22 protein-coding genes and 1 rRNA gene are annotated in these 24,383 nt (G+C 49.6%); 15 read left to right on the top strand and 8 right to left on the bottom strand.

The genetic code is table 11. The features are described from left to right. The 8 genes from ACTL32_RS03295 to dnaA all read right to left on the bottom strand — a co-directional run. Positions 1-347, bottom strand: a 16S ribosomal RNA gene (locus ACTL32_RS03295); the annotation flags it as partial. A gap of 425 nt (positions 348-772) precedes the next feature. Beyond that, positions 773-3,370, bottom strand: coding sequence for a DNA gyrase subunit A (gyrA, locus tag ACTL32_RS03300; protein WP_441340136.1), 2,598 nt, complete (start codon positions 3,368-3,370; stop codon positions 773-775). Between the two features lie 30 nt (positions 3,371-3,400). Continuing rightward, entirely contained in the window at positions 3,401-5,323 is a 1,923-nt protein-coding gene (gyrB, locus tag ACTL32_RS03305; RefSeq protein WP_441340671.1) for a DNA topoisomerase (ATP-hydrolyzing) subunit B, read from the bottom strand. A 53-nt stretch (positions 5,324-5,376) separates the two neighbouring features. Continuing rightward, on the bottom strand, positions 5,377-5,586 hold the full coding sequence (locus tag ACTL32_RS03310; RefSeq protein ID WP_204893135.1) for a hypothetical protein: 210 nt from the start codon (positions 5,584-5,586) through the stop codon (positions 5,377-5,379). 6 nt (positions 5,587-5,592) lie between these two features. Further along, entirely contained in the window at positions 5,593-6,705 is a 1,113-nt protein-coding gene (recF, locus tag ACTL32_RS03315; RefSeq protein ID WP_204893136.1) for a DNA replication/repair protein RecF, read from the bottom strand. Then, complete coding sequence (gene yaaA, locus ACTL32_RS03320) at positions 6,695-6,934, bottom strand: S4 domain-containing protein YaaA (protein WP_377340074.1); 240 nt, start codon at positions 6,932-6,934, stop codon at positions 6,695-6,697. Before yaaA ends, recF begins: the two co-directional genes overlap by 11 nt. A 107-nt stretch (positions 6,935-7,041) precedes the next feature. After that, complete coding sequence (gene dnaN, locus ACTL32_RS03325) at positions 7,042-8,178, bottom strand: DNA polymerase III subunit beta (RefSeq protein ID WP_204893137.1); 1,137 nt, start codon at positions 8,176-8,178, stop codon at positions 7,042-7,044. Between the two features lie 171 nt (positions 8,179-8,349). Continuing rightward, positions 8,350-9,696 (bottom strand): chromosomal replication initiator protein DnaA, encoded by a 1,347-nt coding sequence (gene dnaA / locus ACTL32_RS03330; protein ID WP_204893138.1) that lies wholly within the window; start codon positions 9,694-9,696, stop codon positions 8,350-8,352. A gap of 489 nt (positions 9,697-10,185) precedes the next feature. On the opposite strand from dnaA, the gene rpmH reads away from it, so the two are divergent. The 15 genes from rpmH (at position 10,186) to ACTL32_RS03405 (ending at position 24,215) form a co-directional block, all read left to right on the top strand. Further along, a complete protein-coding gene (gene rpmH, locus ACTL32_RS03335) occupies positions 10,186-10,323 on the top strand; it encodes a 50S ribosomal protein L34 (RefSeq protein WP_033544046.1) in 138 nt (45 codons plus the stop codon). An 82-nt stretch (positions 10,324-10,405) separates the two neighbouring features. Continuing rightward, complete coding sequence (rnpA, locus tag ACTL32_RS03340; protein WP_204893139.1) at positions 10,406-10,747, top strand: ribonuclease P protein component; 342 nt, start codon at positions 10,406-10,408, stop codon at positions 10,745-10,747. Positions 10,748-10,807: 60 nt separating this feature from the next. Further along, positions 10,808-11,656, top strand: coding sequence for a membrane protein insertase YidC (yidC, locus tag ACTL32_RS03345; RefSeq protein ID WP_204893140.1), 849 nt, complete (start codon positions 10,808-10,810; stop codon positions 11,654-11,656). Next, entirely contained in the window at positions 11,653-12,417 is a 765-nt protein-coding gene (gene jag, locus ACTL32_RS03350; protein WP_441340137.1) for an RNA-binding cell elongation regulator Jag/EloR, read from the top strand. The genes yidC and jag overlap by 4 nt, the downstream gene beginning before the upstream one ends. A 747-nt stretch (positions 12,418-13,164) precedes the next feature. Then, positions 13,165-14,550 carry a tRNA uridine-5-carboxymethylaminomethyl(34) synthesis GTPase MnmE gene (gene mnmE / locus ACTL32_RS03355; RefSeq protein WP_441340138.1) on the top strand — a complete coding sequence of 462 codons (1,386 nt, stop codon included), beginning with the start codon at positions 13,165-13,167 and terminating at the stop codon, positions 14,548-14,550. 22 nt (positions 14,551-14,572) lie between these two features. Further along, positions 14,573-16,462: a tRNA uridine-5-carboxymethylaminomethyl(34) synthesis enzyme MnmG gene (gene mnmG / locus ACTL32_RS03360; RefSeq protein WP_441340139.1), complete on the top strand. Its 1,890-nt coding sequence runs from the start codon at positions 14,573-14,575 to the stop codon at positions 16,460-16,462. Between the two features lie 81 nt (positions 16,463-16,543). After that, a complete protein-coding gene (gene rsmG, locus ACTL32_RS03365) occupies positions 16,544-17,257 on the top strand; it encodes a 16S rRNA (guanine(527)-N(7))-methyltransferase RsmG (protein WP_441340140.1) in 714 nt (237 codons plus the stop codon). Positions 17,258-17,363: 106 nt separating this feature from the next. Further along, the gene (gene noc, locus ACTL32_RS03370; RefSeq protein WP_441340141.1) at positions 17,364-18,233 is read left to right on the top strand and encodes a nucleoid occlusion protein; all 870 of its coding nucleotides are present in this window, start codon (positions 17,364-17,366) and stop codon (positions 18,231-18,233) included. Between the two features lie 174 nt (positions 18,234-18,407). Next, positions 18,408-19,169, top strand: a complete 762-nt coding sequence (locus ACTL32_RS03375) for a ParA family protein (protein WP_204893146.1) — start codon at positions 18,408-18,410, stop codon at positions 19,167-19,169. Then, the gene (locus ACTL32_RS03380) at positions 19,162-19,995 is read left to right on the top strand and encodes a ParB/RepB/Spo0J family partition protein (RefSeq protein ID WP_441340142.1); all 834 of its coding nucleotides are present in this window, start codon (positions 19,162-19,164) and stop codon (positions 19,993-19,995) included. Before ACTL32_RS03375 ends, ACTL32_RS03380 begins: the two co-directional genes overlap by 8 nt. Positions 19,996-20,589: 594 nt before the next feature. Next, positions 20,590-21,303, top strand: a complete 714-nt coding sequence (locus ACTL32_RS03385) for a DUF554 domain-containing protein (RefSeq protein WP_441340143.1) — start codon at positions 20,590-20,592, stop codon at positions 21,301-21,303. A 118-nt stretch (positions 21,304-21,421) separates the two neighbouring features. After that, entirely contained in the window at positions 21,422-22,258 is an 837-nt protein-coding gene (locus tag ACTL32_RS03390) for a mechanosensitive ion channel family protein (RefSeq protein WP_441340672.1), read from the top strand. Between the two features lie 15 nt (positions 22,259-22,273). After that, positions 22,274-22,477 (top strand): DUF951 domain-containing protein, encoded by a 204-nt coding sequence (locus ACTL32_RS03395; protein WP_204893150.1) that lies wholly within the window; start codon positions 22,274-22,276, stop codon positions 22,475-22,477. Positions 22,478-22,609: 132 nt separating this feature from the next. Then, positions 22,610-23,710 (top strand): redox-regulated ATPase YchF, encoded by a 1,101-nt coding sequence (ychF, locus tag ACTL32_RS03400; RefSeq protein WP_441340144.1) that lies wholly within the window; start codon positions 22,610-22,612, stop codon positions 23,708-23,710. Positions 23,711-23,828: 118 nt separating this feature from the next. Further along, entirely contained in the window at positions 23,829-24,215 is a 387-nt protein-coding gene (locus tag ACTL32_RS03405; RefSeq protein ID WP_441340145.1) for a gamma-glutamylcyclotransferase family protein, read from the top strand. The last annotated feature ends 168 nt before the right edge of the window (positions 24,216-24,383 follow it).

Here is a 24,383-nt window from a genome sequence, read left to right on the forward strand (position 1 = left end):
GAGTCTGGGCCGTGTCTCAGTCCCAGTGTGGCCGATCACCCTCTCAGGTCGGCTACGCATCGTCGCCTTGGTGGGCCGTTACCCCACCAACTAGCTAATGCGCCGCGGGCCCATCCTGCAGTGACAGCCGAAACCGTCTTTCCGTCGGGTCCCAGGAGGGACCCAAAACTATTCGGTATTAGCACCGGTTTCCCGGAGTTATCCCGATCTGCAGGGCAGGTTGCCCACGTGTTACTCACCCGTCCGCCGCTAAAGTTGAAGAGCAAGCTCTTCAACTTCCGCTCGACTTGCATGTATTAGGCACGCCGCCAGCGTTCGTCCTGAGCCAGGATCAAACTCTCCATTATAGAAGATTTGATTGCTCAAATGCTTGCTGGCGTGCCGCCGTCCAAAAGGACGCGCGGCTCGCTTTGATCTGCGTGAGCTGATCAGTAATTAAGCCACGAACGCTTGTGGGGTGAAGACCTGTGCTCCGATTGCCTTGCGGCAACCTTCGCAAAAGCCGTTCTCGCGCCTCGGCGCTCGTGACGTCTTTCGTTGACGTTTTGCTGTTCAGTTTTCAAGGTTCATGTTGTTCGCCGCACTCATTGGCGACTTGATTAATATACCATGTACAAAAGTCTGCGTCAACAGTTTTACGAAAAAACTTCTGCATTTAGAAATTCTTTTTCTCTAAGGAAACTTTTCAGAATTGAACGTCAGCTTGCCCGAGGTAAAACCTTCCGGCACAGGCAAAATAAAAACCCGCTGATTGCCTCAGCGGGTTGTGTTCTTATTCTTCATCTTCTTCTTGCTCGTTGTCTTCAATTACTTCTTCGACATGATCGACTTCTTCATTGGCCACGACTTCATCTTCTGCGAAGACATCAGCTGCAGCACTTTCTTCGATCAAGGCTGTATCCACATCTTCATCCTGCTCTTCAGCATCTTCCGGAATGTCGATGTCTTTTTTCACGCGTGCGACTGTCGCAACCGTCTCGTCTTCTGACAGACGAATCAGGCGGACGCCTTGTGTGCTCCGGCCGGTCGTCGAGATATCGTTGACGTCCATACGGATCAAAATGCCGTTGATGGTGATCAACATGATATCTTCCGATCCATTGACTGTGCGGACTGCTACCAGCGGGCCGTTCTTATCGGTGATCTGGCACGTCCGGATTCCCATCCCGCCTCTTGACTGGACGCGGTACTCGGATTCCTTCGTCTGTTTGCCGTAGCCTTTTTCGGTGATGACCAAAATGTTATCGTTCGGCTCCAGGATTTCCATGCCGACCACTTTGTCGCCTTCACGCAGACGGATGCCGCGGACACCGCTGGCTGTACGTCCCATGCTGCGGATATCCGTTTCAGGGAAGCGGATCAATGCGCCGTCGCGCGTACCGATGACCATTTCCTGTTTGCCGTCCGTAAGTTTGACCGAAATCAGCTCATCGTCTTCACGGAGGCTAATGGCAATCAATCCGTTTTGGCGGATATTGGCGTAATTCGATACCGGTGTCCGCTTGCTGATGCCTTCGCGCGTCGTAAAGAAGAAGAAGTCGTCTTCTCTGAACTCTTCGACACGGATGACGGCGGTCACTTTTTCATCTTTGCTGATTTCCAGCAGGTTGACCAATGGAAGGCCTTTGGCGGTGCGGCCATATTCCGGTATATGGTAGCCTTTTTTGCGGTACACTTTCCCTTTGCTCGTAAAGAACAGGATCGTGTCATGGGTGGACGTATATAGAAGGTGTTCAACGAAATCATCGTCGTTCGTGCCCATTCCTTGTACGCCGCGCCCTCCGCGTTTCTGGCTGCGGTACGTGTTCGCCGGCAGGCGTTTCACGTAGCCATTATGCGTCAACGTGATAACGGACGCTTCTCTTGGAATCAAATCTTCATCTTCGAACATTTCAGTTCCGCCGGAAGTGATTTCCGTTCTCCGGTCGTCGCTGAAGCGTTCCTTCACTTCGGTCAATTCTTCGCGGATGATTTCAATGATCCGGTATTCGTTGGCCAAAATTTCACGAAGCTCTTCAATAAGTTTGACAAGACCCTGGTACTCTTCTTCAATCTTGTCGCGTTCGAGGCCCGTCAAGCGCTGGAGGCGCATATCGAGGATTGCTTGCGACTGGCGCTCCGACAAATTGAAATCTTTCATCAATCCATTGCGCGCTTCCTCTGTTGTCTGGGAGCCGCGGATCAATGCGATGATGGCATCAATATGGTCGAGCGCGATGCGCAAACCTTCCAGGATATGTGCGCGGTCTTCCGCTTTCGTCAAATCAAATTGCGTACGGCGGCGGATGACCACTTTCTGGTGTTCTAAGTAATGGTAAAGGACTTCTTTCAATCCCAGTACTTTCGGATGGCCATCCACGAGTGCCAGCATGTTGATGCCGAAGCTCGTCTGCATCGCCGTTTGTTTATAGAGATTGTTCAATAGCACGCTGGCGCTTGCATCGCGGCGGACTTCGATCACGATGCGCATGCCATTGCGGTCGGACTCGTCGCGAAGATCCGTAATGCCGTCGATTTTCTTATCGCGGACAAGTTCAGCGATTTTTTCGATCAGGCGGGCTTTATTGACCTGATAAGGAAGTTCGTGGACCAGAATGACTTCTTTGCCATTCGGTTTTGTTTCGATTTCGACTACGGAACGGATCAGGATGGATCCTTTGCCGGTTTCGTATGCACGGCGGATGCCGCTCCGGCCCAGGATGATCCCGCCTGTCGGGAAATCAGGCCCTGGAATGAACTCCATCAATTCTTCCGTGCTGATGGCCGGATTTTCAGCTACAGCCAATACGGCATCAATTGTTTCGCCCAGGTGGTGCGGCGGAATATTCGTTGCCATTCCGACTGCAATCCCTGACGTTCCGTTAACCAATAGGTTCGGAAAACGGCTTGGCAGAACAATCGGCTCTTTTTCCTGGCCATCGTAGTTGTCGCGGTAATCAATCGTATTTTTGTTCAAGTCACGCAGCAATTCCATGGAAATCTTTGACATTCTGGACTCGGTATAACGCATTGCGGCAGCCGAATCGCCGTCGACGGATCCGAAGTTTCCGTGTCCGTCCACCAGCATGTACCGGTAGCTGAAATCCTGGGCCATGCGGACCATCGTTTCGTAAACAGCCACGTCGCCGTGCGGGTGGTATTTACCGATTACATCCCCGACGATACGCGCTGATTTTTTATAGGCCTTGTCCGAAGTGATCCCTAAATCATGCATTGCATATAGGATGCGGCGATGGACAGGCTTTAACCCGTCGCGCACATCCGGTAAGGCACGGGAAACGATGACGCTCATCGCATAATCCAAAAACGATGTGCGCATCTCCGTGCTTATATTTATTTCTTCAACACCACTGCTAGGCCGTTCAGCCATATCCGCAGCCTCCTCTCAACTCTACATCACTTAAACGTCCAGGTTTTTCACGTATTTCGCATTTTCCTCAATAAAGTTGCGGCGCGGTTCGACGTCGTCTCCCATCAGAATATGGAAGGTTTCATCCGCTACCATCGCATCGTTCAATGTCACTTGCAGCAAGGTCCGGACATCCGGATCCATTGTCGTATCCCAAAGCTGGGTCGCGTTCATTTCCCCTAACCCTTTATAGCGCTGGATATTCGGCTTCGGCGTCGGAGACAATTTCTCAAGCGCGTCTTTCAGTTGCGCATCGGTATAGACATAATCCACGTGCTTGCCTTGTTTAATCTGGAACAATGGCGGCTGGGCAATGTAAATATAGCCAGCTTCAAGCAGCGGCCGCATGTAGCGGAAGAAGAACGTCAGCAGCAACGTACGGATATGGGCGCCGTCGACGTCGGCATCGGTCATGATGACGACTTTATGGTAACGGGCTTTTTCCAAGTTGAACTCTTCGCCGATCCCTGTGCCAAGCGCTGTAATGATGTTGCGGATTTCAGCATTTGTCAGGATTCTATCGAGGCGGGCTTTCTCCACGTTCAGGATTTTACCGCGCAGCGGCAGAATCGCCTGGAAATGGCGGTCGCGTCCTGATTTTGCCGAACCTCCGGCCGAGTCGCCCTCAACGATGTAGATTTCACTGATTTTCGGATCGCGTGAAGAACAGTCGGCCAATTTGCCGGGCAGACTGGAGACTTCCAATACGGATTTTCGGCGCGTAAATTCACGGGCTTTTTTCGCAGCCATGCGGGCATGCGACGCCATGATGCCTTTTTCGACAATCTTGCGTGAAACCGATGGGTTTTCAAGAAGGAAGCGCTCAAAACCGCCGGAGAACAAGTTATTGACGATTGTGCTGACTTCCGTATTGCCCAATTTGGTCTTCGTCTGGCCTTCAAACTGAGGATCCGGGTGCTTGACCGAAATGATGGCCGTCAACCCTTCCCTTACGTCATCGCCTGTTAAATTGGCATCCTGTTCTTTCAGCATGCCGTTTTTGCGGCCGTAATCATTGACGACGCGCGTCAAGGCCGTCTTAAATCCGGACTCGTGCGTACCGCCTTCGTGGGTATTGATATTATTGGCAAACGAAAAAATATTGGCAGCATAGCCGGCATTGTATTGCATCGCAACTTCCACCGTAATACCGTCTTTTTCAGCCTCAACAAAAATCGCCTCTTCATGAAGCGGGTCTTTGGTTTTATTCAAATGTTCGACGTAGGATTTGATCCCGCCTTCGAAATGGTAGACCTTCTCTTTTTCTTCGCCTTCGCGCTCATCGCGGACAACAATCCGCAAGCCGCGGTTCAAATAAGCGAGCTCGCGCAGACGGTGATCTAGAATGTCAAATTCGTAGACAGTCGTTTCCTTGAAGATTTCGCCGTCCGCTTTGAAACGGATCGTCGTGCCGGTCTTTTCGGCGTCGCCGATCACGTGCAGTTCTTCTGTAACCGCTCCGCGTTCGAATTTGATGTAATGGCGTTTGCCGTCGCGGTTGACGTATACTTCCGTCACTTCCGACAATGCGTTCACTACAGAAGCGCCAACGCCGTGGAGGCCGCCGGAAACTTTATAGCCGCCGCCGCCGAATTTACCGCCTGCGTGGAGGACGGTCATGATGACTTCAACAGCCGGCCGGCCCATTTTTTCCTGCATGCCGACCGGAATGCCGCGCCCGTTGTCTTCTACACGGATCCAGTCGCCGGATTCGATCGTCACTTGGATTTCATCACAATAGCCTGCAAGTGCTTCATCGATACTATTATCCACAATTTCCCAAACGAGGTGGTGAAGCCCTTTTGAACTCGTTGAACCGATGTACATCCCGGGTCTTTTGCGGACTGCTTCCAATCCTTCCAGAACTTGAATCTGATTTGCGTCATATGATGGTTGAAGATCTTTTTCTTCCATTGCCACTGCGTTCACCTGCTCTTTCCTTACTGCATAATCTATTGACATATTTGCTATAGCCTTTGTTCTTGCACTTTTTTCAAGATTGACTGCGCCTTTAGAGGCGTTCCATAAATGAAATCATCCGTAACGACGAATGATTTCACTTTATCTATGGGCACAAGCAGCCGCACGAAAGCGGCGGGCGTGTAGTTTTCATGCGAAATGACAGCGATGATTTCATCGGTCCGGACGGTCTGGTCCGTGCTGATGGAAACATACATGGAACCTCACTCCTTGACCGCGCCTTTCGATACTTCGAAAAGGCGGGCGTTCTGGATCGTTGCGTGTTCGATGCCATCCACGCTGGTGGTGGTGACGAATGTCTGGACCGATCCATGAATCGTATTGAGCAGATGCGACTGCCGGTAATCGTCAAGTTCCGACAAAACATCATCCAAGAGCAATACAGGGGCTTCGCCGACTTCCTGCTTGATCAACTCGATTTCCGCCAGTTTCAGCGACAACGCGGTTGTCCGCTGCTGCCCTTGGGAACCATAGGTCTGGATATCGTATCCGTTGACATAGAATTGCAGATCGTCCCGATGAGGCCCGACCAGCGTCACACCTCGTTCGATTTCCCGTTTGCGCACTTCCATAAGTTTCTGCTCTAAAAAAGACGCCATCTCGGTCGGCGTCCATTCGGGCTTTAAACCGCTGATTGGCTGATAGCGGATTTGAAGTTGTTCCAGCCCTCGGGAAATGCCATGATGGATCGGCTCGGCCCATTTCTGCAAAAGCTCCATGAACTGATAGCGTTTCCGGATGATTTTCACTGCCGCATCGATAAACTGCTCGGTGTAGACATCAAACATGACGTCATTGATCTCTTTTTTGCCGTAATGCTGCTTTAATATATGGTTGCGCTGTTTTAATAGCTTTTGGTAAATCAATAAATCGTGCAAATAAACCGGGGAAATCTGCCCGATCTCCATATCGATAAAGCGCCTGCGCACTTGCGGGCTTCCTTTGACGAGATGGAGGTCTTCCGGTGCAAACATCACCACATTCAGCTGTCCGATATAATCGCTCAGCCGGCGCTGCTCCAGGTGGTTGACCTTCGCCTTTTTGCCTTTTTTTGACAAAATTATTTCAAGGGGCAATTTGCCGTATTTACGATGCACATCAGCTTTTATTTTACCATAGTCTGCATCCCAGCGTATTAATTCCTTGTCATTGGTCGTCCGGTGCGATTTAGCCATGGATAAAACATACAGAGATTCCATGATATTGGTTTTCCCCTGCGCATTTTCCCCGATAAAGACGTTGATTTCCGGTGAAAAGTCCAATTTGAGCGTTTCATAATTCCGGTAATCCGTTAACTCGAGATGGTCAATCCACATCGAAGCTCATGCCTTCAGCAACTGCAATGCGGAATTCACCCACTTCTGGAATTGATACTGTGTCGTCCGGACGAAGCTTGCGGCCTCTGCGGTCTTCCGGCTCCCCGTTGACAAAAACTTCATGTTCGCTCAGGAACCATTTGGCCATTCCGCCGGAGCTGATCGTATCGGTCATCTTCAATAATTGGCCAAGGGTAATAAATTCCGTTTCAATCCCTATTTCTCTCAAAATGCACTCATCCTTCAATTCGTAGTCTATCCCTCTATTTTACCTTACCGGGGGTAAAAAGTAAAAAGGATAGCCTTTATGGCTATCCTTGAGGGTCTTTTGTGTTTTTAGTATGTCCGGACAGGAAGAATCAGCTGCAAAATGGAATCGTCCAGCGCTGATTTCAAAATGAACGGGCGCATCGCTCCTGTGAACTGGATCAAGACGTCCTGGCCGTCGATCGCCTTCAGAGCGTCCATCATGAATTTCGCGCTGAATGAAATCTTCAATTCTTCGCCTTCAATGCTTTGTGCCTGGAGCTGCTCTTCCACTTTCCCGACTTCCGGTGAATTGGAAGAAACTTCGATTTCGCTGCCTGAATTTGTGGAAAAGCGCACTACATTATTGCGTTCTTCACGGGCAAGCAAAGAAGCACGGTCAATCGCCTGAAGCAGCGAACGGCCATTGACGACCACTTCCGTTTTGTATTCAGAAGGGATCAGCCGCGACGTATCCGGGTAGTTCCCTTCCAATAGACGGGAGAAGAACAGGATATGCTTCGATTTGAAAAGGACTTGCTGGTTGGTCATGACGATTTCAACCGGATCCGAATTGTCATCGAGGATCTTGTTCAGTTCATTCAAGCTTTTCCCCGGGATGACCACGCTGTACTCATCTTCCGGAAGCGTTTCAAGCTTCGTTTTGCGGCGTGCCAAGCGGTGGCTGTCTGTAGCGACACAAACAAGCTCCCCGTCCTTGACTTCCCAATGGACGCCCGTTAATACCGGCCGCGTTTCCGAACTTGAAACTGCAAACACGGTTTCGCGGTTGATGGTTTTCAACAAGTCGGCAGGAATTGAAAACAGCCGGTCATCTTGGATTTCAGGCAATTGTGGATAATCGAGTGCATCCAGGCCGATCAAGTGAAACTCAGATTTCCCTGAACGGATATGCGTCTGGAAATTCCCGGTGATTTCGATTTCGACATCATTTGTCGGCAATTTGCGGATGATTTCCCCAAAAACTTTTGCCTGGAGCACGATGCTTCCGCCTTGAGTGACACGGATGATCTGTTCTCCATCTTCTTCTGCAGGGATGAACGTCTGGATGGTAATATCCGAATCGCTTCCTGTCAGTCTCATGCCTTCTGAAGAAACATCCATTTTAATACCGGTCAAAATCGGAATCGTCGTTTTTGAACTGACCGCTTTCATTACATCATTTAAACCTTCGACTAATCGTTCACGCATTATCTCGAATTTCATTCTCGAACCTCGCTTATATATATATTTTATTTAATGCTTTTAAAGTAATAATAGTAGTAGGGCCTGTGATTATGTGGATAACCCCAATAAAGTGAATAAAAGCAGCTTATCCACATGTAGATAGCCTGTGTATAAACTGCTTGGGAAAATACCGGGTTATCCACATGTGGATCAACCCTTTCCGAGCGTGCTCCGGATGTCCTTGACGTCCTGCTGGAGCTGCTGGTTGTCTTTCAACATCTTCGAAATCTTCTCATGGGCATGGATGACCGTCGTGTGGTCCCGCCCTCCGAACTCTTCCCCTATTTTCGGCAAAGAAAAATCCGTCATTTCACGGGACAGGTACATCGCTACCTGGCGCGGATAGGCAATGTCCTTTGTCCGGCGCTTCGTCTTGAAATCTTCCAATTTTACATTGAACTGCCCGCCGACCGCGTTCTGGATGTCCAGAATCGTGATCACTTTCGGCTTCGAGTTCGGCATGATGTCTTTCAATGCTTCCGCTGCCAGCTCTGCACTCATATCACGGTTGATCAAAGAGGAATACGCGACCACGCGGATCAAAGCCCCTTCAAGTTCCCGGATATTCGAATCGATGGAATTGGCGATATACGTCATCACGTCATTCGGGATATCGAGCCCGTCGGCTTTCGCTTTTTTGCGCAAAATCGCAATCCGCGTCTCCAAATCAGGCGGTGTGATGTCGGTGATCAATCCCCATTCAAAGCGGGAGCGCAAACGGTCTTCGAGTGTCGGGATTTCCTTAGGCGGCCGGTCACTCGAGATGATGATCTGTTTCGACTCTTCGTGGAGCGTATTGAATGTATGGAAGAATTCTTCTTGCGTCTGCTCTTTTCCGGCCAAAAACTGAATATCATCAATCAAAAGAATGTCGACACTGCGGTATTTATTGCGGAAATCGACGGTCTGGTTGTCGCGGATCGAGTTGATGAACTCGTTGGTGAATTTTTCCGAAGACAAATAAACCACTTTGGCATTCGGATTGTGTTCGAGGACATAATGTCCGATCGCGTGCATTAAATGTGTCTTGCCAAGTCCGACTCCCCCGTAGATAAACAGCGGGTTGTAAGCTTTTGCAGGCGCTTCTGCCACTGCCAGTGAGGCAGCGTGCGCAAAGCGGTTGCCGGATCCGATAACAAATGTATCGAATGTGTATTTGGGATTGAGCATCCCCGGCAAAAATTCCTGCTGCTCATTTTGCCCTGGCTTGACGCGCGGGGCCGGAAGTTGAAAATCGTCCATATCCTGATCTTTGGGCACAACAAACTTTATCAGCAGATCGTCACCCGTCAAATCTGAAAGGATCCCAGTAATTAAATGCACGTAATGGTTTTCCAACCAATCACGTGCAAACGAATTCGGCGCTGATATTGTGACTGTATCGTTCTGATAAGATAAAAGTTTTGTTGATTTTAACCACGTTTCAAAACTAGGTTTGGAGATTTTGGTTTCAACTTGGGCTAAGACACTTGACCATAGTTCGTCTAAGTGTTCCAATAGCTCTTCTCCTTTATATGTAAATATTTTTTTAGTATACCATACACAAAACCACAGCCTGTGGATAACGTTTGCAAACAAGCCCTTGGAAAACTGTCCACACCTTACCCACAATTTGTGGATAAGTTTTTAGGGCTCAAAATTATCAACAAGTGAAAACAAGTTAATGTTATCAGAAAAACTGAGACATTACAAGCGCTTCTTCAAGTTATCCACATTACATTTATTACACACATAAAAGCTATCCACAAGGGGTTCTTATGTGCGGAACTTGTAGATAAGGGGTGTGGATAATTTTATTTGAGAAAAAAACAGCGCACACTGATTTTCACTTTTTCTGGAGGGAGTGTGGATAACTCTATAGAAGAAGAATGTCGGCGAAATAGCATCTTTTTTAATAAGGCGTTGACATTTGATGCATAGCGACTATATAATAGTCAAGACTGTCTTTGAGAAATAGTTGACTTATATAATTCAGGAGGTGTCACCATGACATTACGCACATACCAACCAAATAAACGCAAACACAGCAAAGTACACGGCTTCAGAGCACGTATGAGCACAAAAAACGGACGTAGAGTAATTGCTGCACGCCGTCGCAAAGGAAGAAAAGTACTATCAGCTTAAGTCCACTGACCGCATCAGTGGTCTTTTTTTTCTTTTCTGCCGCTTTTTCGGCAGAGATGAACCAAAATAAGCAGGTGAAAAAATGAATAAGCACCAACGGATCAAGAAGAATAAAGAATTTCAACGCATCTTCAAAAAAGGGAAGTCGTTTGCGAACCGCCAGTTTATCGTCTATGTATTGAAAAGCGATCAGCCGGAATTTCGCCTGGGCTTGTCCGTCAGCAAGAAAGTGGGAAATGCAGTCACCCGCAACCGCATCAAGCGTTATATCCGCCAGGCCTTTCTTGAATGCAAGGAAGAACTGATGCAGAATGCGGATTACGTTATCATCGCCCGGCAACAGGCGGCCGACCTCGATTACCATGAAAGCAAGAAAAGTTTGGAGCATGTGCTGAAAATTGCCCGTGCTTTGCCAAAGAAGTAGAAAGTGCTTCAGCGTGAATGTTATTATAGAAGTAATTGAAATTAGTTTGGGGGAAGAAGGTTGAAGAAACGCACAGTATTGCTCCTTTCATTGATAGCGGTTGCATTGCTGCTATCCGGCTGTACCGAGTTCGAACAGCCGATCAGTGAAGACAGTGAAGGATTTTGGAATGAATTCATAGTATGGCCGCTCGTATCGGCTATCACGTACTTCAAGGATCTGCTTGGAACATACGGACTGGGAATCATCGCAGTAACGGTTCTGATCCGTCTGGCGCTCCTGCCGCTTATGGTCAAACAGACGCGCAGCTCGAAGCGCATGCAGGAACTTCAGCCGGAATTGGCGAAGCTTAAAGAAAAGTACAAATCGAAAGATGCGGTAACGCAGCAGAAGTACCAGCAGGAAATGATGGCGATGTTCTCAGAACGCGGCGTCAATCCGATGGCGGGGTGCTTGCCGGTATTGATCCAAATGCCGGTGCTGATCGGTTTCTATCACGCGATCAGCCGCATGAACAGCACGCCATCGATCGATCTTGGCGCTTTCCTGATTTTCCCGCTCGCTGAACCAAGCATCATCCTCGCAATCATTGCCGGCTTGATGCAATTTGTCGTATTGATGACAGGCCCGGCAATGGACAACCCGCAGATGAAGATCATGATGTACTTTATGCCAGTCATGATCATCGGATTCGGTATCATCCTTCCATCGGCGCTGACCCTATACTGGGTAGTCGGGAACATCATTTCCCTGATCCAGAACCTGGTCATCTACCGTCCGTGGGAAAAGAAAAAAGTAAAGCCGGCAGCTCCTACACATGAAAAACAGCCGGTGGGACCGAAACAGACGAAACAAGTGAAGCAAACGAAGCAACCTGTTAAAACGAAAGCAGGAGGGGCTAAAAAGTGAAACGGATTACGCAAACGGGACTGACTGTTGAAGACGCGATATCTGCCGCCTTGGAAAAACTCCAGGTTTCCCGGGAAGAAGCCACGATCAATGTGATTCAAACCGAGAAAAAAGGATTTTTCGGCTTCGGCGCCAAAGAGGCCGAAGTGGAAGTAACGGTGAACGAAGCGGCCGCTCCGCCGGCCGAAGAGAAAGAGCCGGTTGTTGAAGCGGCTGAAGCCGAACCGGCAGCAACCGAGGAGCAGGCTTCCAGCAAACCGGAAGAAATCCTCGAAGAGCTGGTGGAAGAAGCTTCCGAAGAGTTGAATGAGCGGGCGGTCGAAGAGACGAAAAACTACATTCAAACGATTGCCAAGGGCATGAAGATTGATGACTTGCAGATTACGCACCAGCGCAAAGGCAAGCAAGTGAGTTTCTACCTCGAAAGCGAAAAAGTGGCAATGCTGATCGGGAAGCGCGGCAATACGCTGAACTCCCTTCAGCAATTGGCACAGCTTGTCGCCAATAAACACTCGGACCAGTTCATGATTGTTGAGCTGGACGCTGAAAACTACCGTGAACGGCGGCAAGAGACATTGGAGCAGCTGGCTGACCGGATGGCCGACAAAGCGATCCGCACAGGCGGCCGCGTCCAATTCGAACCGATGCCGTCCTATGAACGGAAAGTGATCCATCAGGCGCTTTCACGGCGGCTTGATATCGACACGTATTCAGAAGGAAAAGAACCGAATCGTTATCTGGTCATTGAACCTCTACGATAATCCCGAACAGCCTGCCTATCCGGCAGGCTGTTTTTTTTTATTGTTTTGTTTTCTTTAGTTTCTTTCAACTTATTGGGATACGGTGAATTAAGGAAGATCCTATTTATATGCCGCTTCGGCGCTTTGGGCATGGCTCCCGCCATGAGCCGAGAAGACCACTCGTCTCATAGCTTCGCCCAGCCCGTAGGCGCGCCGGCGCTAGTTTCAATCTTCAAAAGCTGATAACTTTATCCGTTTTAGCAGTGCTGTCTGAGATATGAAGCAAAACAGCGGAGACGCCCGAGGGAAAGCGAGACAGCCGAGACCCCGCAAGCCGCAACGTGGCTGAGGAGGCTTGGCGCTCGCCCGCAGGCAAGCGCAGCTGTTTTGCGGAATATCGAGAATGAAAAATCACTACTTCCCCGTATCCCAATAATGAGCAAAAGAACGTCAAAATTTTTTCTGCTTATTGCAGTAGTGAAAAAATTGGACGTAAAGATTCGGCGGAGATGGCGAGGAATTATGAACTTAAGTAAATTTCAAGCAAAAACCAAGCAGTCTGTCTTTCGGAATGGCGCCATTTGTGCTAATGTAATATGTTAGAAAGTCGTGTGCTTTTGTTGGTTGTCCACATGTGGACAACTTTTTTAAAGAGGAAATCCCCGATTTCGGGCAGAAAAAAGCCTGGGGATAAGTTTTTTGGACGTTTTTTATTGCCAATACCATTTGAGCGTTTACGCTTTTTATAATTATTGAAGGAGGAACACCATGGAATTCGATACAATTGCTGCAATCTCCACGCCAAGCGGTGAAGGGGCCATTGCCATTGTCCGTCTGAGCGGGCCGGAAGCGATCCCGATTGCGGATAAGCTGTTCCGTGCGCCGAGCGGAAAGAAACTGGCCACACAAGCCACCCATACGATCCATTACGGGCATCTGGCAGATCCGTGGACGGAGGAAACAGTGGAAGAAGTCATGGTATCGTTCATGAAAGCTCCAAAAACGTTCACCCGTGAAGACGTCATCGAGATCAATTGCCACGGCGGCATCGTTTCCGTCAACCGGGTGCTCGAACTTGTGCTGCGTGCAGGCGCACGCCTCGCAGAGCCGGGGGAATTCACCAAGCGGGCGTTCCTGAACGGGCGCATCGACCTGTCGCAGGCGGAAGCTGTCATGGATCTCATCCGTGCAAAAACCGACCGTGCGATGGACGTCGCCTTGAACCAGATGGAAGGCCGCCTGTCGAAGCTGATCGGTACACTGCGCCAGGCTTTATTGGAGTCGATTGCCCAGATGGAAGTGAACATCGATTACCCCGAATACGACGACGTGGAAGAAATGACGCGCCCGATTATGCTGGAAAAAGCACAATGGGTGCGCACGGAGATCGAAAAGCTGCTCCAGACATCCTCGCAAGGGAAAATTTTGAGGGAGGGGCTTTCAACGGTCATCGTCGGCCGTCCGAATGTTGGCAAATCCTCTCTTTTGAACAGCCTGGTGCAGGAAAACAAAGCGATCGTCACGGAAATTGCGGGGACAACCCGTGATATAATAGAGGAATATGTCAATGTCCGCGGCGTGCCGCTGCGTTTGGTGGATACGGCCGGGATCCGCGAAACGGAAGATATCGTGGAACGGATCGGTGTTGAACGCTCACGCAAAGTGCTGAAAGAAGCGGATTTGATCCTTTACGTGCTGAACTACGCTGAACCGCTGACCGCGGAAGACGCTTTGCTGTTTGAAGCGGTGAAAGGCATGAATTATATTGTGGTGATCAATAAAACCGATCTGCCGCAGAAGATTGATTTGGACGAAGTGAAAAAACTCGCCGGCGGCAAATTGCTGGTGACGACTTCTTTAATAGAAGAAGAGGGCATCGACCAATTGGAAAAATCGATTGCTGATTTATTTTTCGAAGGGGAGATCGAAGCGGGGGACATGACGTATGTTTCCAATGTCCGCCACATCTCCCTGCTCCACCAGGCGCATGGAACCATTTCGGATGCCATTGAGGCTGCCGAAATGGATGTGCCGGTGGATATGATACAGATTGATGTCACCCGGACTTGGGAATTGCTTGGCGAAATCATCGGCGATACCGCAGATGACGGATTGCTGAACCAGCTGTTCTCCCAGTTCTGCTTAGGGAAATAAAACTCGAAGGGAATGAACGGACATGCCACAATACGAAGCAGGCACGTTCGATGTCATCGTCGTAGGCGCCGGACATGCAGGAGCGGAAGCTGCTCTTGCATCGGCCCGCATGGGTGCTAAAACACTTGTGTTGACGATGAATCTGGATATGATCGCATTTATGCCGTGCAACCCGTCAATCGGCGGACCAGCAAAAGGCATCGTAGTACGCGAAATCGACGCACTTGGCGGTGCCATGGGGCGCGTGATCGATAAAACACACATTCAAATGAGAATGTTGAATACAGCAAAAGGGCCGGCTGTCCGCGCACTGCGCGCACAAGCCGACAAAGTGCTTTACCAACAGGAAATGAAGCGTTTGATGGAAGAAGAGCCGAATTTGACGCTCCACCAGGGCATCGCGGAAGAATTGATCGTCGAAGACGGCAAAGTACAAGGGTTGATCACACAAGTAGGCGGCATTTACCGCGCCAAATCCGTTGTCATTACGACAGGGACGTTCCTGCGCGGAGAAATCATTATTGGTGATCTGCGTTATTCAAGCGGCCCGAACAACCAGCAGCCGTCGATCAAGCTGGCGGAAAACCTGGAAGCGCTCGGTTTTGAAACTGTGCGTTTTAAAACAGGCACGCCGCCGCGCATCAACAGCAACTCCATCGATTACAGCAAGACCGAAATTCAGCCGGGTGATGATGTACCGCGGGCATTCAGCTATGAAACGACGGAATTCATCATGGACCAGCTGCCTTGCTGGCTGACGTATACAAACGAAAAAACCCACCAGATCATCGATGATAATCTGCACCTGTCGCCGATGTATTCCGGGATGATCAAAGGCACCGGGCCTCGTTATTGCCCGTCCATCGAAGACAAAGTCGTACGGTTCAATGACAAGCCGCGCCACCAGATTTTCCTCGAGCCGGAAGGCCGCAATACGCGCGAGGTTTACGTACAAGGGCTTTCGACAAGTCTGCCTGAGCACGTCCAAAGACAGCTGCTGGAATCGATTCCAGGGCTTGAAAAAGCCGAAATGATGCGTGCCGGATACGCGATTGAATACGATTCGATTGTTCCAACGCAATTATGGCCGACACTCGAATCGAAACAGCTTGAAAACCTCTACACGGCAGGCCAAATCAACGGTACGTCGGGCTACGAGGAAGCAGCGGGGCAAGGCCTGATGGCGGGCATCAATGCCGCAGCGAAAGTGCTCGGCAAAGATGAAGTCATCCTCAGCCGCTCAGATGCTTATATCGGCGTGCTGATCGATGATCTTGTGACCAAAGGGACCAATGAACCGTACCGGTTGCTGACGTCGCGTGCAGAATACCGCTTATTGCTGCGCCATGACAACGCGGACATGCGGTTGACGGAACTGGGCCACAGAATCGGCATGGTTTCCGATGAACGCTACGCGAAATTCCAGGCGAAAAAAGCGCGCATCGAAGAAGAGATCAAGCGCTTGAGAGGCATTATGATCAAGCCGAATGAAGCCACCCAGCAATTGATCCGGGATGCAGGCGGCAGCGAATTGAAAGACGGCATCCGGGGTGCGGACCTATTGAAGCGCCCGGAAATGACCTATGACATGATCGCCCAGCTGACGGCTTCTGAAGTGGATCTGGAGGAAGAAGTGAAAGAACAGGTAGAGATTCATATCAAATATGAAGGCTATATCGAAAAATCGCTTCAGCAAGTGGAAAAACTCAAGAAAATGGAGAACAAAAAGATTCCGGAAGACATCGATTACCATGCAATTTCGGGGATTGCGACCGAAGCGCGCGGCAAATTGGCGGAAGTCCGTCCGCTCTCCATTGCACAGGCTTCCCGGATTTCCGGTGTGAACCCTGCTGACATTTCGATTCTTTTGGTGTATATTGAACAAGGAAGAATCGCGAAAATATCAAGCTAAGCAAGACCGATAAAACGTGGGCTGGTTTGTGCCAGCCCATTTTTACATAGAAGGCGAAACAGAAGAGGGAGGCAGACGGGCATGAACGAACAGCAATTCAAAGAAGCCCTCAGCGCAAAAGGCATCGAGCTGACCGACATACAAATGGCTCAATTCCGCACATATTTTGAAGAGCTGGTCGAATGGAATGAAAAGATGAACTTGACGGCGATTACGGACCAGCCTTCGGTTTACTTGAAGCATTTCTACGATTCGATCACGGCCGCATTTTATCTCGACTTCACCAAGCCGATGAAAGTGTGCGACGTAGGTGCCGGGGCCGGATTTCCGAGCATCCCGCTGAAGATCTGCTTCCCGCAGATTGAAGTGACGATTGTGGATTCCTTGAACAAACGGATTCAGTTCCTGGAGCATCTGAGCAAAAAGTTGAATCTTTCCGGCGTGCAGTTTGTCCATGCACGGGCGGAAGATTTCGGCCAGTCGGAACACCGTGAAAAATACGATCTTGTGACCGCCCGGGCAGTTGCCCGCCTTTCCGTGCTGGCTGAATTATGTGTGCCGCTCGTGAAAAAAGATGGTTTGTTTGCAGCAATGAAAGCTGCGTCAGCACCGGATGAACTGAAAGACGCTGAAGGGGCGCTCGAGAAGCTTGGCGTTAAAAACGAGAACGTATATTCGTTTTTATTGCCTATCGAAGAAAGCGAACGCCATATCCAAGTGTTCCGCAAATTCAAGACGACCCCGAAGAAGTACCCGAGAAAAGCGGGGACGCCGAACAAATCGCCGCTCGTGTAATCCATGCGGCGAAAGGGATGTTCCACGTGGAACATTGCAAGGAAGGTATCCAGTCATAGGGCAGCGAATACTATACAAGTGAGCTTTTAAAAGGTGGTGCTTGAGGATGAAAAGTCCTTTCTCCCGTTTCTTCGGGGGCAATGAAAAAGCGGATGAACCAGAAGAACAACAGTCAATCGAATCGGCGAAAGACACTTCGGAAGAAGTAGTCAAATTGCCGATCGATAAAATAAGTGCGAATAAATTCCAGCCGCGGACAGTCTTCGATGAAGAGAAAATCGAAGAACTGGCCCGGACGATTCATATGCACGGCGTAATCCAGCCGATTGTCGTGCGGAAGACCGACGAAGAGGGGACCTATGAAATCATTGCCGGGGAGCGCCGCTTCCGGGCGATGTCTTCATTGGGCTGGGTAGAAGTGCCGGCCATCATTCGCAATCTGAGCGATAAAGAAACGGCTTCGATTGCATTGATCGAGAACCTTCAGCGGGAAGAGCTGACTGCCATTGAAGAGGCAAATGCGTACCAGAACTTGTTGGAGATCCATGCGATCACCCAGGAAGCATTGGCGCAGCGCCTTGGAAAAGGGCAGTCGACAGTGGCCAATAAACTGCGTTTATTGAAGCTGCCGGATGAAATCCAGCAAGCGCTGTTGGACCGCCAGATCACTGAGCGGCACGCCCGCGTGCTGCTGCAGCTGAAGGATGCCGCCGTGCAGAAAAAAATGTTTGACGAAACGATTGAGCAGAACCTCAACGTCAAACAGCTGGAGCTGAAGGTCGAAAAGCTTTTGTCTGTGGAACCGAAGAAACCGAAGCCGCGCCGAAAAGCGTTCAGCCGGGACGTCAGGATTGCCGTCAACACCATCAAGGAATCATTGAACATGGTCAGCAAGAGCGGCATTGATGTTTCGACGGAAGAAGAAGAACATGAAGAGTATTACCAGATCACCGTGAAAATCCCGAAGAAAAAATGAAAAAAAAGCTCTTTCCGACCTAGGAAAGGGCTTTTATTATGTGAATGTAACATTCTTTTCTACAAAGATTTGCTACAATGGATAAAGATGTACCAAAAAAATATGCGTTATTGATGGTATTAGTCACGTGAGCGCAGTAAAATGAGAGAAGTATGAAAGAAAGTTGGTGCAAGTGTGGGTAGAATTATTGCGATCGCCAATCAAAAAGGCGGCGTAGGAAAAACGACTTCTTCAGTAAATTTAAGTGCCTGCCTTGCTTATTTGGGCAAGAAGGTCCTTTTGATAGATATCGATCCGCAAGGAAATGCGACGAGCGGAGTGGGCGTCAACAAAGGGGACGTCGACCAGTGCATCTATGAAGTGCTGATCGATGATGTGGATGTCAAAGACACAATCATGGAAACGAAAGTGGAGAACCTGCACGTCGTGCCGGCCACGATTTCACTCGCAGGAGCGGAAATTGAGCTCGTTTCTACGATGTCCCGCGAGGTGCGCTTGAAGTCAGCGCTGCAGGAAGTCAAGGAAATATACGATTACATCATCATCGACTGTCCGCCGTCGCTAGGGCTGTTGACCATCAATTCGTTGACGGCTTCTGATGCCATCATCATCCCGGTCCAGTGTGAGTATTATGCGCTTGAAGGATTGAGCCAGCTGCTCAGTACAGTCCGGCTGGTCCAAAAGCATTTAAACCACGACCTGGAGATCGATGGTGTTCTTCTGACCATGCTCGATGCCCGTACAAACTTGGGCCTGCAAGTCATTGAAGAAGTGAAAAAGTATTTTCAGGACAAAGTATACCGGACGATCATTCCGCGGAATGTCCGCCTGAGTGAAGCACCGAGCCACGGAGAACCGATAATCATATACGATCCAAAATCCAGAGGCGCAGATGTCTACTTAGAATTAGCAAGGGAAGTGATTCGTAATGGCTAAAGGATTAGGTAAAGGGATAAATGCATTATTCCCTGGCGAATCATTGAGCGAAACAGAAAAGATTACACAGATCAAAATCGGGCAGCTAAAGACCAATCCGTACCAGCCCCGAAAGATTTTCGATGATGCTGCGCTTCAGGAATTGTCAGAATCGATCAAAGAACACGGCATCCTACAGCCGGTTGTTGTCCGGAAGCACGGACAGCATTTCGAGCTGGTGGTGGGGGAGCGCCGGTTCCGTGCCGCTAAACTTGCCAAGCTCAAGGAAGTGCCGGCGATCGTCAAAGAATTGACCGATCAGCAGATGATGGAACTCGCGATTCTAGAGAACCTCCAGCGCGAGGATCTGACGCCGATTGAAGAAGCGGAAGCTTATCAAAAGCTGATGGAAGCCCTGAGCCTGACTCAGGAGCAGTTGGCATTCCGCCTCGGCAAGAGCCGTCCGCATATCGCGAACCATGTCCGTCTGTTGGCGTTGCCGGAAAACGTGCGGAACATGATTTCGGACAAAAAGCTGACGATGGGCCATGGCCGGACATTGCTCGGCCTGCGCTCCAAGAAACTCATTCCGGAAACCGCTGAAAGAGTGGCGAAAGAAGGATTGAACGTACGCCAGCTGGAAAATCTCGTCCAGAAATTGAATGAAGATGTTCCACGTGAAACAATCGAGAAGAAAAAGGACTTGTTCATTGAAGAAAAGCAGTCTGAACTCCGAGACCGCTTCGGGACGAATGTCCAAATCAAGAAAACAAAAAACAAAGGGAAAATCGAAATCGAATTTTTCTCTGAAGAAGACTTGGAACGCATACTTGAAATCCTAAATTGAGCCGCGCCTATTCCTTGGAAAAGGGATAGGCTCTGTTATGTTGTGGAAATGGGCAGGCAACTTGAAAGGCCTGCTAAGGGCTATAAGACTTTTTCGGGATTAGATGAACTAGTTATTTGAGATAGCCGATATTCCGCAAAACAGCTGCGCTTGCCGCGGGCTCGCGTCTAAGCCTCCTCAGTCGCTAACGCGACTTGCGGGGTCTCGGCTGTCTCGCTGTCCCGCAGGCGTCTCCGCTGGTTTGCTCCATATCTAAGATAGCACTGCGGAAACAGCTAGTGCTGTTGTTCTCAGAGAGCTAATCTAGCGCCGGCGCGTCCAAAGGCTAGGCGGAGCAATGAGACGAGTGGTCTTCTCGGCTCATGGCGGGAGCCAAGGTGGTGCCGGGCACTTTCGGCAGCGCCTTTGCGACGAGCTTGCGCAGGAGCAATTGTCTTTGCTCTGCCCAAAGCGCCGAAGCGGTATATAAATATGATCTTCATTAATTCAACGCATACAGACACAAAAGCATATTTCTATCTACATATGCAAAAAGACGTCAAAATTAAATAACGAAACGCTGGCTTCGGGAGTGAGGAAGGGGAAGTACGGAACATGGTTCTCTTAGGAACATTGATCAATGCGATTTTAATTGTAGTGGGAACTTTAATCGGACGGGCGCTTCGGAATATCCCTGAAAAGATGAAGGAAACAGTATTGTACGCCATTGGCCTTGCAGTCGTAGTCTTGGGCTTGCAGATGGGCTTTGAAAGCAACAATTTCGTCGTGGTCATCGTCAGTCTAGTGATCGGGACGGTCATCGGCGAATGGATGGACCTGGATAAGATGCTGAACAACTTCGGACATTGGATTGAAGAAAAGCTTGGAGCGAAAGAAAGCAAAGGAAGCATTGCACAAGGGTTTGTCACGGCAACGCTCATTTTCGTCATCGGCGCCATGGGCATCATCGGAGCCCTGGAAAGCGGTTTGGCCAATGAACACGGCGTGCTGATTTCGAAAGGGCTGATTGATGGATTCACTTCCATCATCCTGGCATCGACGCTTGGCATCGGTGTATTGCTGGCAGCGATTCCGGTATTCGTCTACCAGGGATTGATTGCGCTGTTCGCGACACAGATCAGTTTGATCATTCCGGATGCTGCGCTTGATATGTTCATCACGGAAATGACAGCAACGGGCGGCGTCATGATCGTCGCCATTGGCTTGAATATGCTTGGAATCACAAAAATGCGTGTGGCGAATTTCTTGCCGGGCGTAATCGTAGTAGCATTTATCGTCACGGTCATCTATAAGCTGAATTTGGGGTAAGGCAAGTGAGGAAGGTGAAACAATGAGTGTGAAAACAGGTGCAGAAACAGCTGCAGAAACGGCGAAAAGCGTCGAAAAAGCGGCATTGGAATGGAAGAATGTCCTGCTTGATGAAGGCATGTGGCTCAGTATCGGATTTGTGCTAATCAAAGTGCTTTTGATTGTCATCGTCGCGGCGATTGTAGTAAGAGTGGCAAAAATGCTCATCCGGAAGACCTTTTCGGTGCGCATCAAAGGGCCGTTGAAGTATAACGAGCGGCGCCAGCAGACGATGTCGAAGCTTTTGGAGAATGTCGTAGCGTATGTGGTTTATTTCATGGCCATCATCGCCGTTCTATCGGCGTTCACAATCGACATCACCGGGTTGATTGCAGGGGCCGGGGTGCTCGGCTTGGCCATCGGCTTTGGTGCACAGAACCTGGTGCGCGACGTGATCACCGGATTCTTCATCATTTTCGAAGATCAGTTCTCGGTCGGGGATTATGTGCGCATCGGACAGGCTGAAGGGACGGTTGAGGAAATCGGTCTCCGGACGACCAAGGTGAAAGGGTTCACGGGAGAGTTGTTCATCTTCCCGAACGGCAACGTCACAGACGTCGTCAACTTCTCGATCCACAATTCGATTGCGGTCGTCGATGTCAACATCTCGTATGAATCGGATATGGCGAGAGTCGAGAAATTGATCCAGGAATTCCTGGTGGATATCCAGGACAAATACGAACAGATCATCAAGCCGCCGGAATTGCTTGGGGTGCAGAACCTGACGACGACGGAAGTGGTTATGCGGGTCATCGCCGAGACGCTGCCGATGCAGCATTTTGCGGTATCGCGCGGCATCCGCCGGGACTTGAAGGAATACCTCGACAAGCAGGGCGTAGAAATCCCTTATCCGCGGATGGTCATGGTGCAGCGTTCGCCGGAAGACACGAATCCGTCGGTAATTGCCAAAAAGTGAGTAGGAGGCAGGGCCATGGAAAAGAAAGAATACGGATTGAATGACATTGTGGAAATGAAAAAAGGCCACCCGTGCGGCGCGAATGCCTGGAAAATCATCCGGATGGGCGCCGATATCCGCATCAAATGCGAAGGGTGCCAGCACAGTGTCATGCTGCCGCGTGTGGAGTTCAATAAAAAGATCAAGAAGATCCTGGTGAAAGCCGAAGCGGCGGAATAAAAACCGCGGCGTATAAGAAGAATATTATATTTGTATAAGTTTTGAAAAATGGACAGATTGCGCTTCTATTCCTATAATGGAGAGGTCGCAAAAAAATAATTCGTTTCATATAGAAGAGAGGTTGTGAATCCTATGGCATTGACTGCAGGGATTGTAGGTTTACCAAACGTGGGGAAATCCACTTTATTCAACGCTATTACAAAAGCGGGGGCTGAAGCAGCCAACTACCCGTTCTGTACAATAGACCCGAACGTCGGGATTGTGGAAGTGCCGGACGAGCGGCTGGACAAATTGACGGAATTGGTCGACCCGAAAAAGACCGTTCCGACAGCTTTTGAATTCACCGACATCGCAGGCATCGTCAAAGGCGCCAGCAAAGGTGAAGGACTTGGAAATAAATTCCTTTCCCACATCCGTGAAGTGGATGCCATCGTCCAGGTGGTCCGCTGTTTCGCCGATGAAAACGTCACGCACGTATCCGGCAAAGTGGATCCGATTTCGGATATCGAAGTCATCAACCTTGAATTGGTGCTTGCGGATATGGAAAGCATCGAAAAACGCATTGCCCGCGCAGCGAAACTCGTCAAACAGAAAGACAAAGATGCCGTTGCTGAAGAGCCGGTATTGATGAAGCTCCGTGAAGCGTTTGAAGCCGGCGACTTGGCCCGTTCGATCGATTTTACAGAAGACGAATTGCGCATCGCGAAAAACCTGAACTTGTTGACGCTGAAGCCGATGCTTTATGTCGCGAACGTGGCAGAAGATGAAATCGCAGATGCTGATAACAATGAATACGTCCAGCAAGTCCGCGATTATGCAGCGAAGCAAAATTCGGAAGTGATCGTCGTTTGTGCGAAGATCGAAGAAGAAATGGCTGAACTGGATGACGAGGAAAAAGAAATGTTCTTGGAAGAGCTGGGCATTCAGGAATCCGGCTTGGATCAATTGATCAAAGCTTCTTATAACCTGCTTGGATTGGCAACGTACTTCACTGCCGGAGTGCAGGAAGTGCGCGCATGGACGTTTAAAAAAGGCATGAAGGCTCCACAATGTGCTGGCGTCATCCACTCCGACTTTGAACGCGGATTTATCCGCGCAGAAACAGTCGCTTACGAAGACTTGGTCGAAGCGGGTTCCATGGCTGCTGCGAAAGAAGCCGGGAAAGTCCGCCAAGAAGGCAAGGAGTACGTCGTGAAAGACGGCGACGTTATGTTGTTCCGCTTTAATGTGTAAGTTTTAGGTTTATGCAAGTGGCGGAACGGCTATGTAGGACCAGTATGAAAACACGCCACGGAATACAACCGAACTGGCTGGATGCAAAAGCATCCAGTCTTTTACAGGAGGATCGAACATGCTTTTATTTGTATATGGAACATTGAAACAAGGCGGGAAATACCATTGTTATCTGGGGGAAGCCGCTTTAGTCGCAGAACACGCCACGGCAAAAGGGACATTATATGATTCAGGAATGGGCTATCCGGCGATGGCCGTTTCAGATGAAGGCGAGATTCAAGGCGAGGTTTACGATATTCCTGAAGAGCTTTGGCCCGCCATCGATGATCTGGAAGGATATACGGATGGAGCAGTGACTGACCTTTTCGATAAGATTGAAACCACTGTCAACGCTGCAGGCGAAGTGCTGAATACGATCGTTTACGTTGCGAAAGATCCGGCATTGCTTCAAAAGCAAGTGGAGTCCGGCGTCTGGGACGTCCGCATCCCACAAGAACAGCTGTAAAAAATAAGGCCCCGATGCTTACGCGTCGGGGTTTTTTAGATTGTTGAGAAAGATATAAAATACTTGTCTCTTAATCGATATTCCGCAAAAAAGCTGCGCTTGCCTGCGGGCGAGCGCCAAGCCTCCTCAGCCGCGCTGCGGCTTGCGGGGTCTCGGCTTTCTCGCTTT

The sequence above is a fragment of the Planococcus sp. FY231025 genome, from assembly GCF_052078085.1.
In the GTDB taxonomy this organism is placed as follows: Bacteria; Bacillota; Bacilli; order Bacillales_A; family Planococcaceae; genus Planococcus.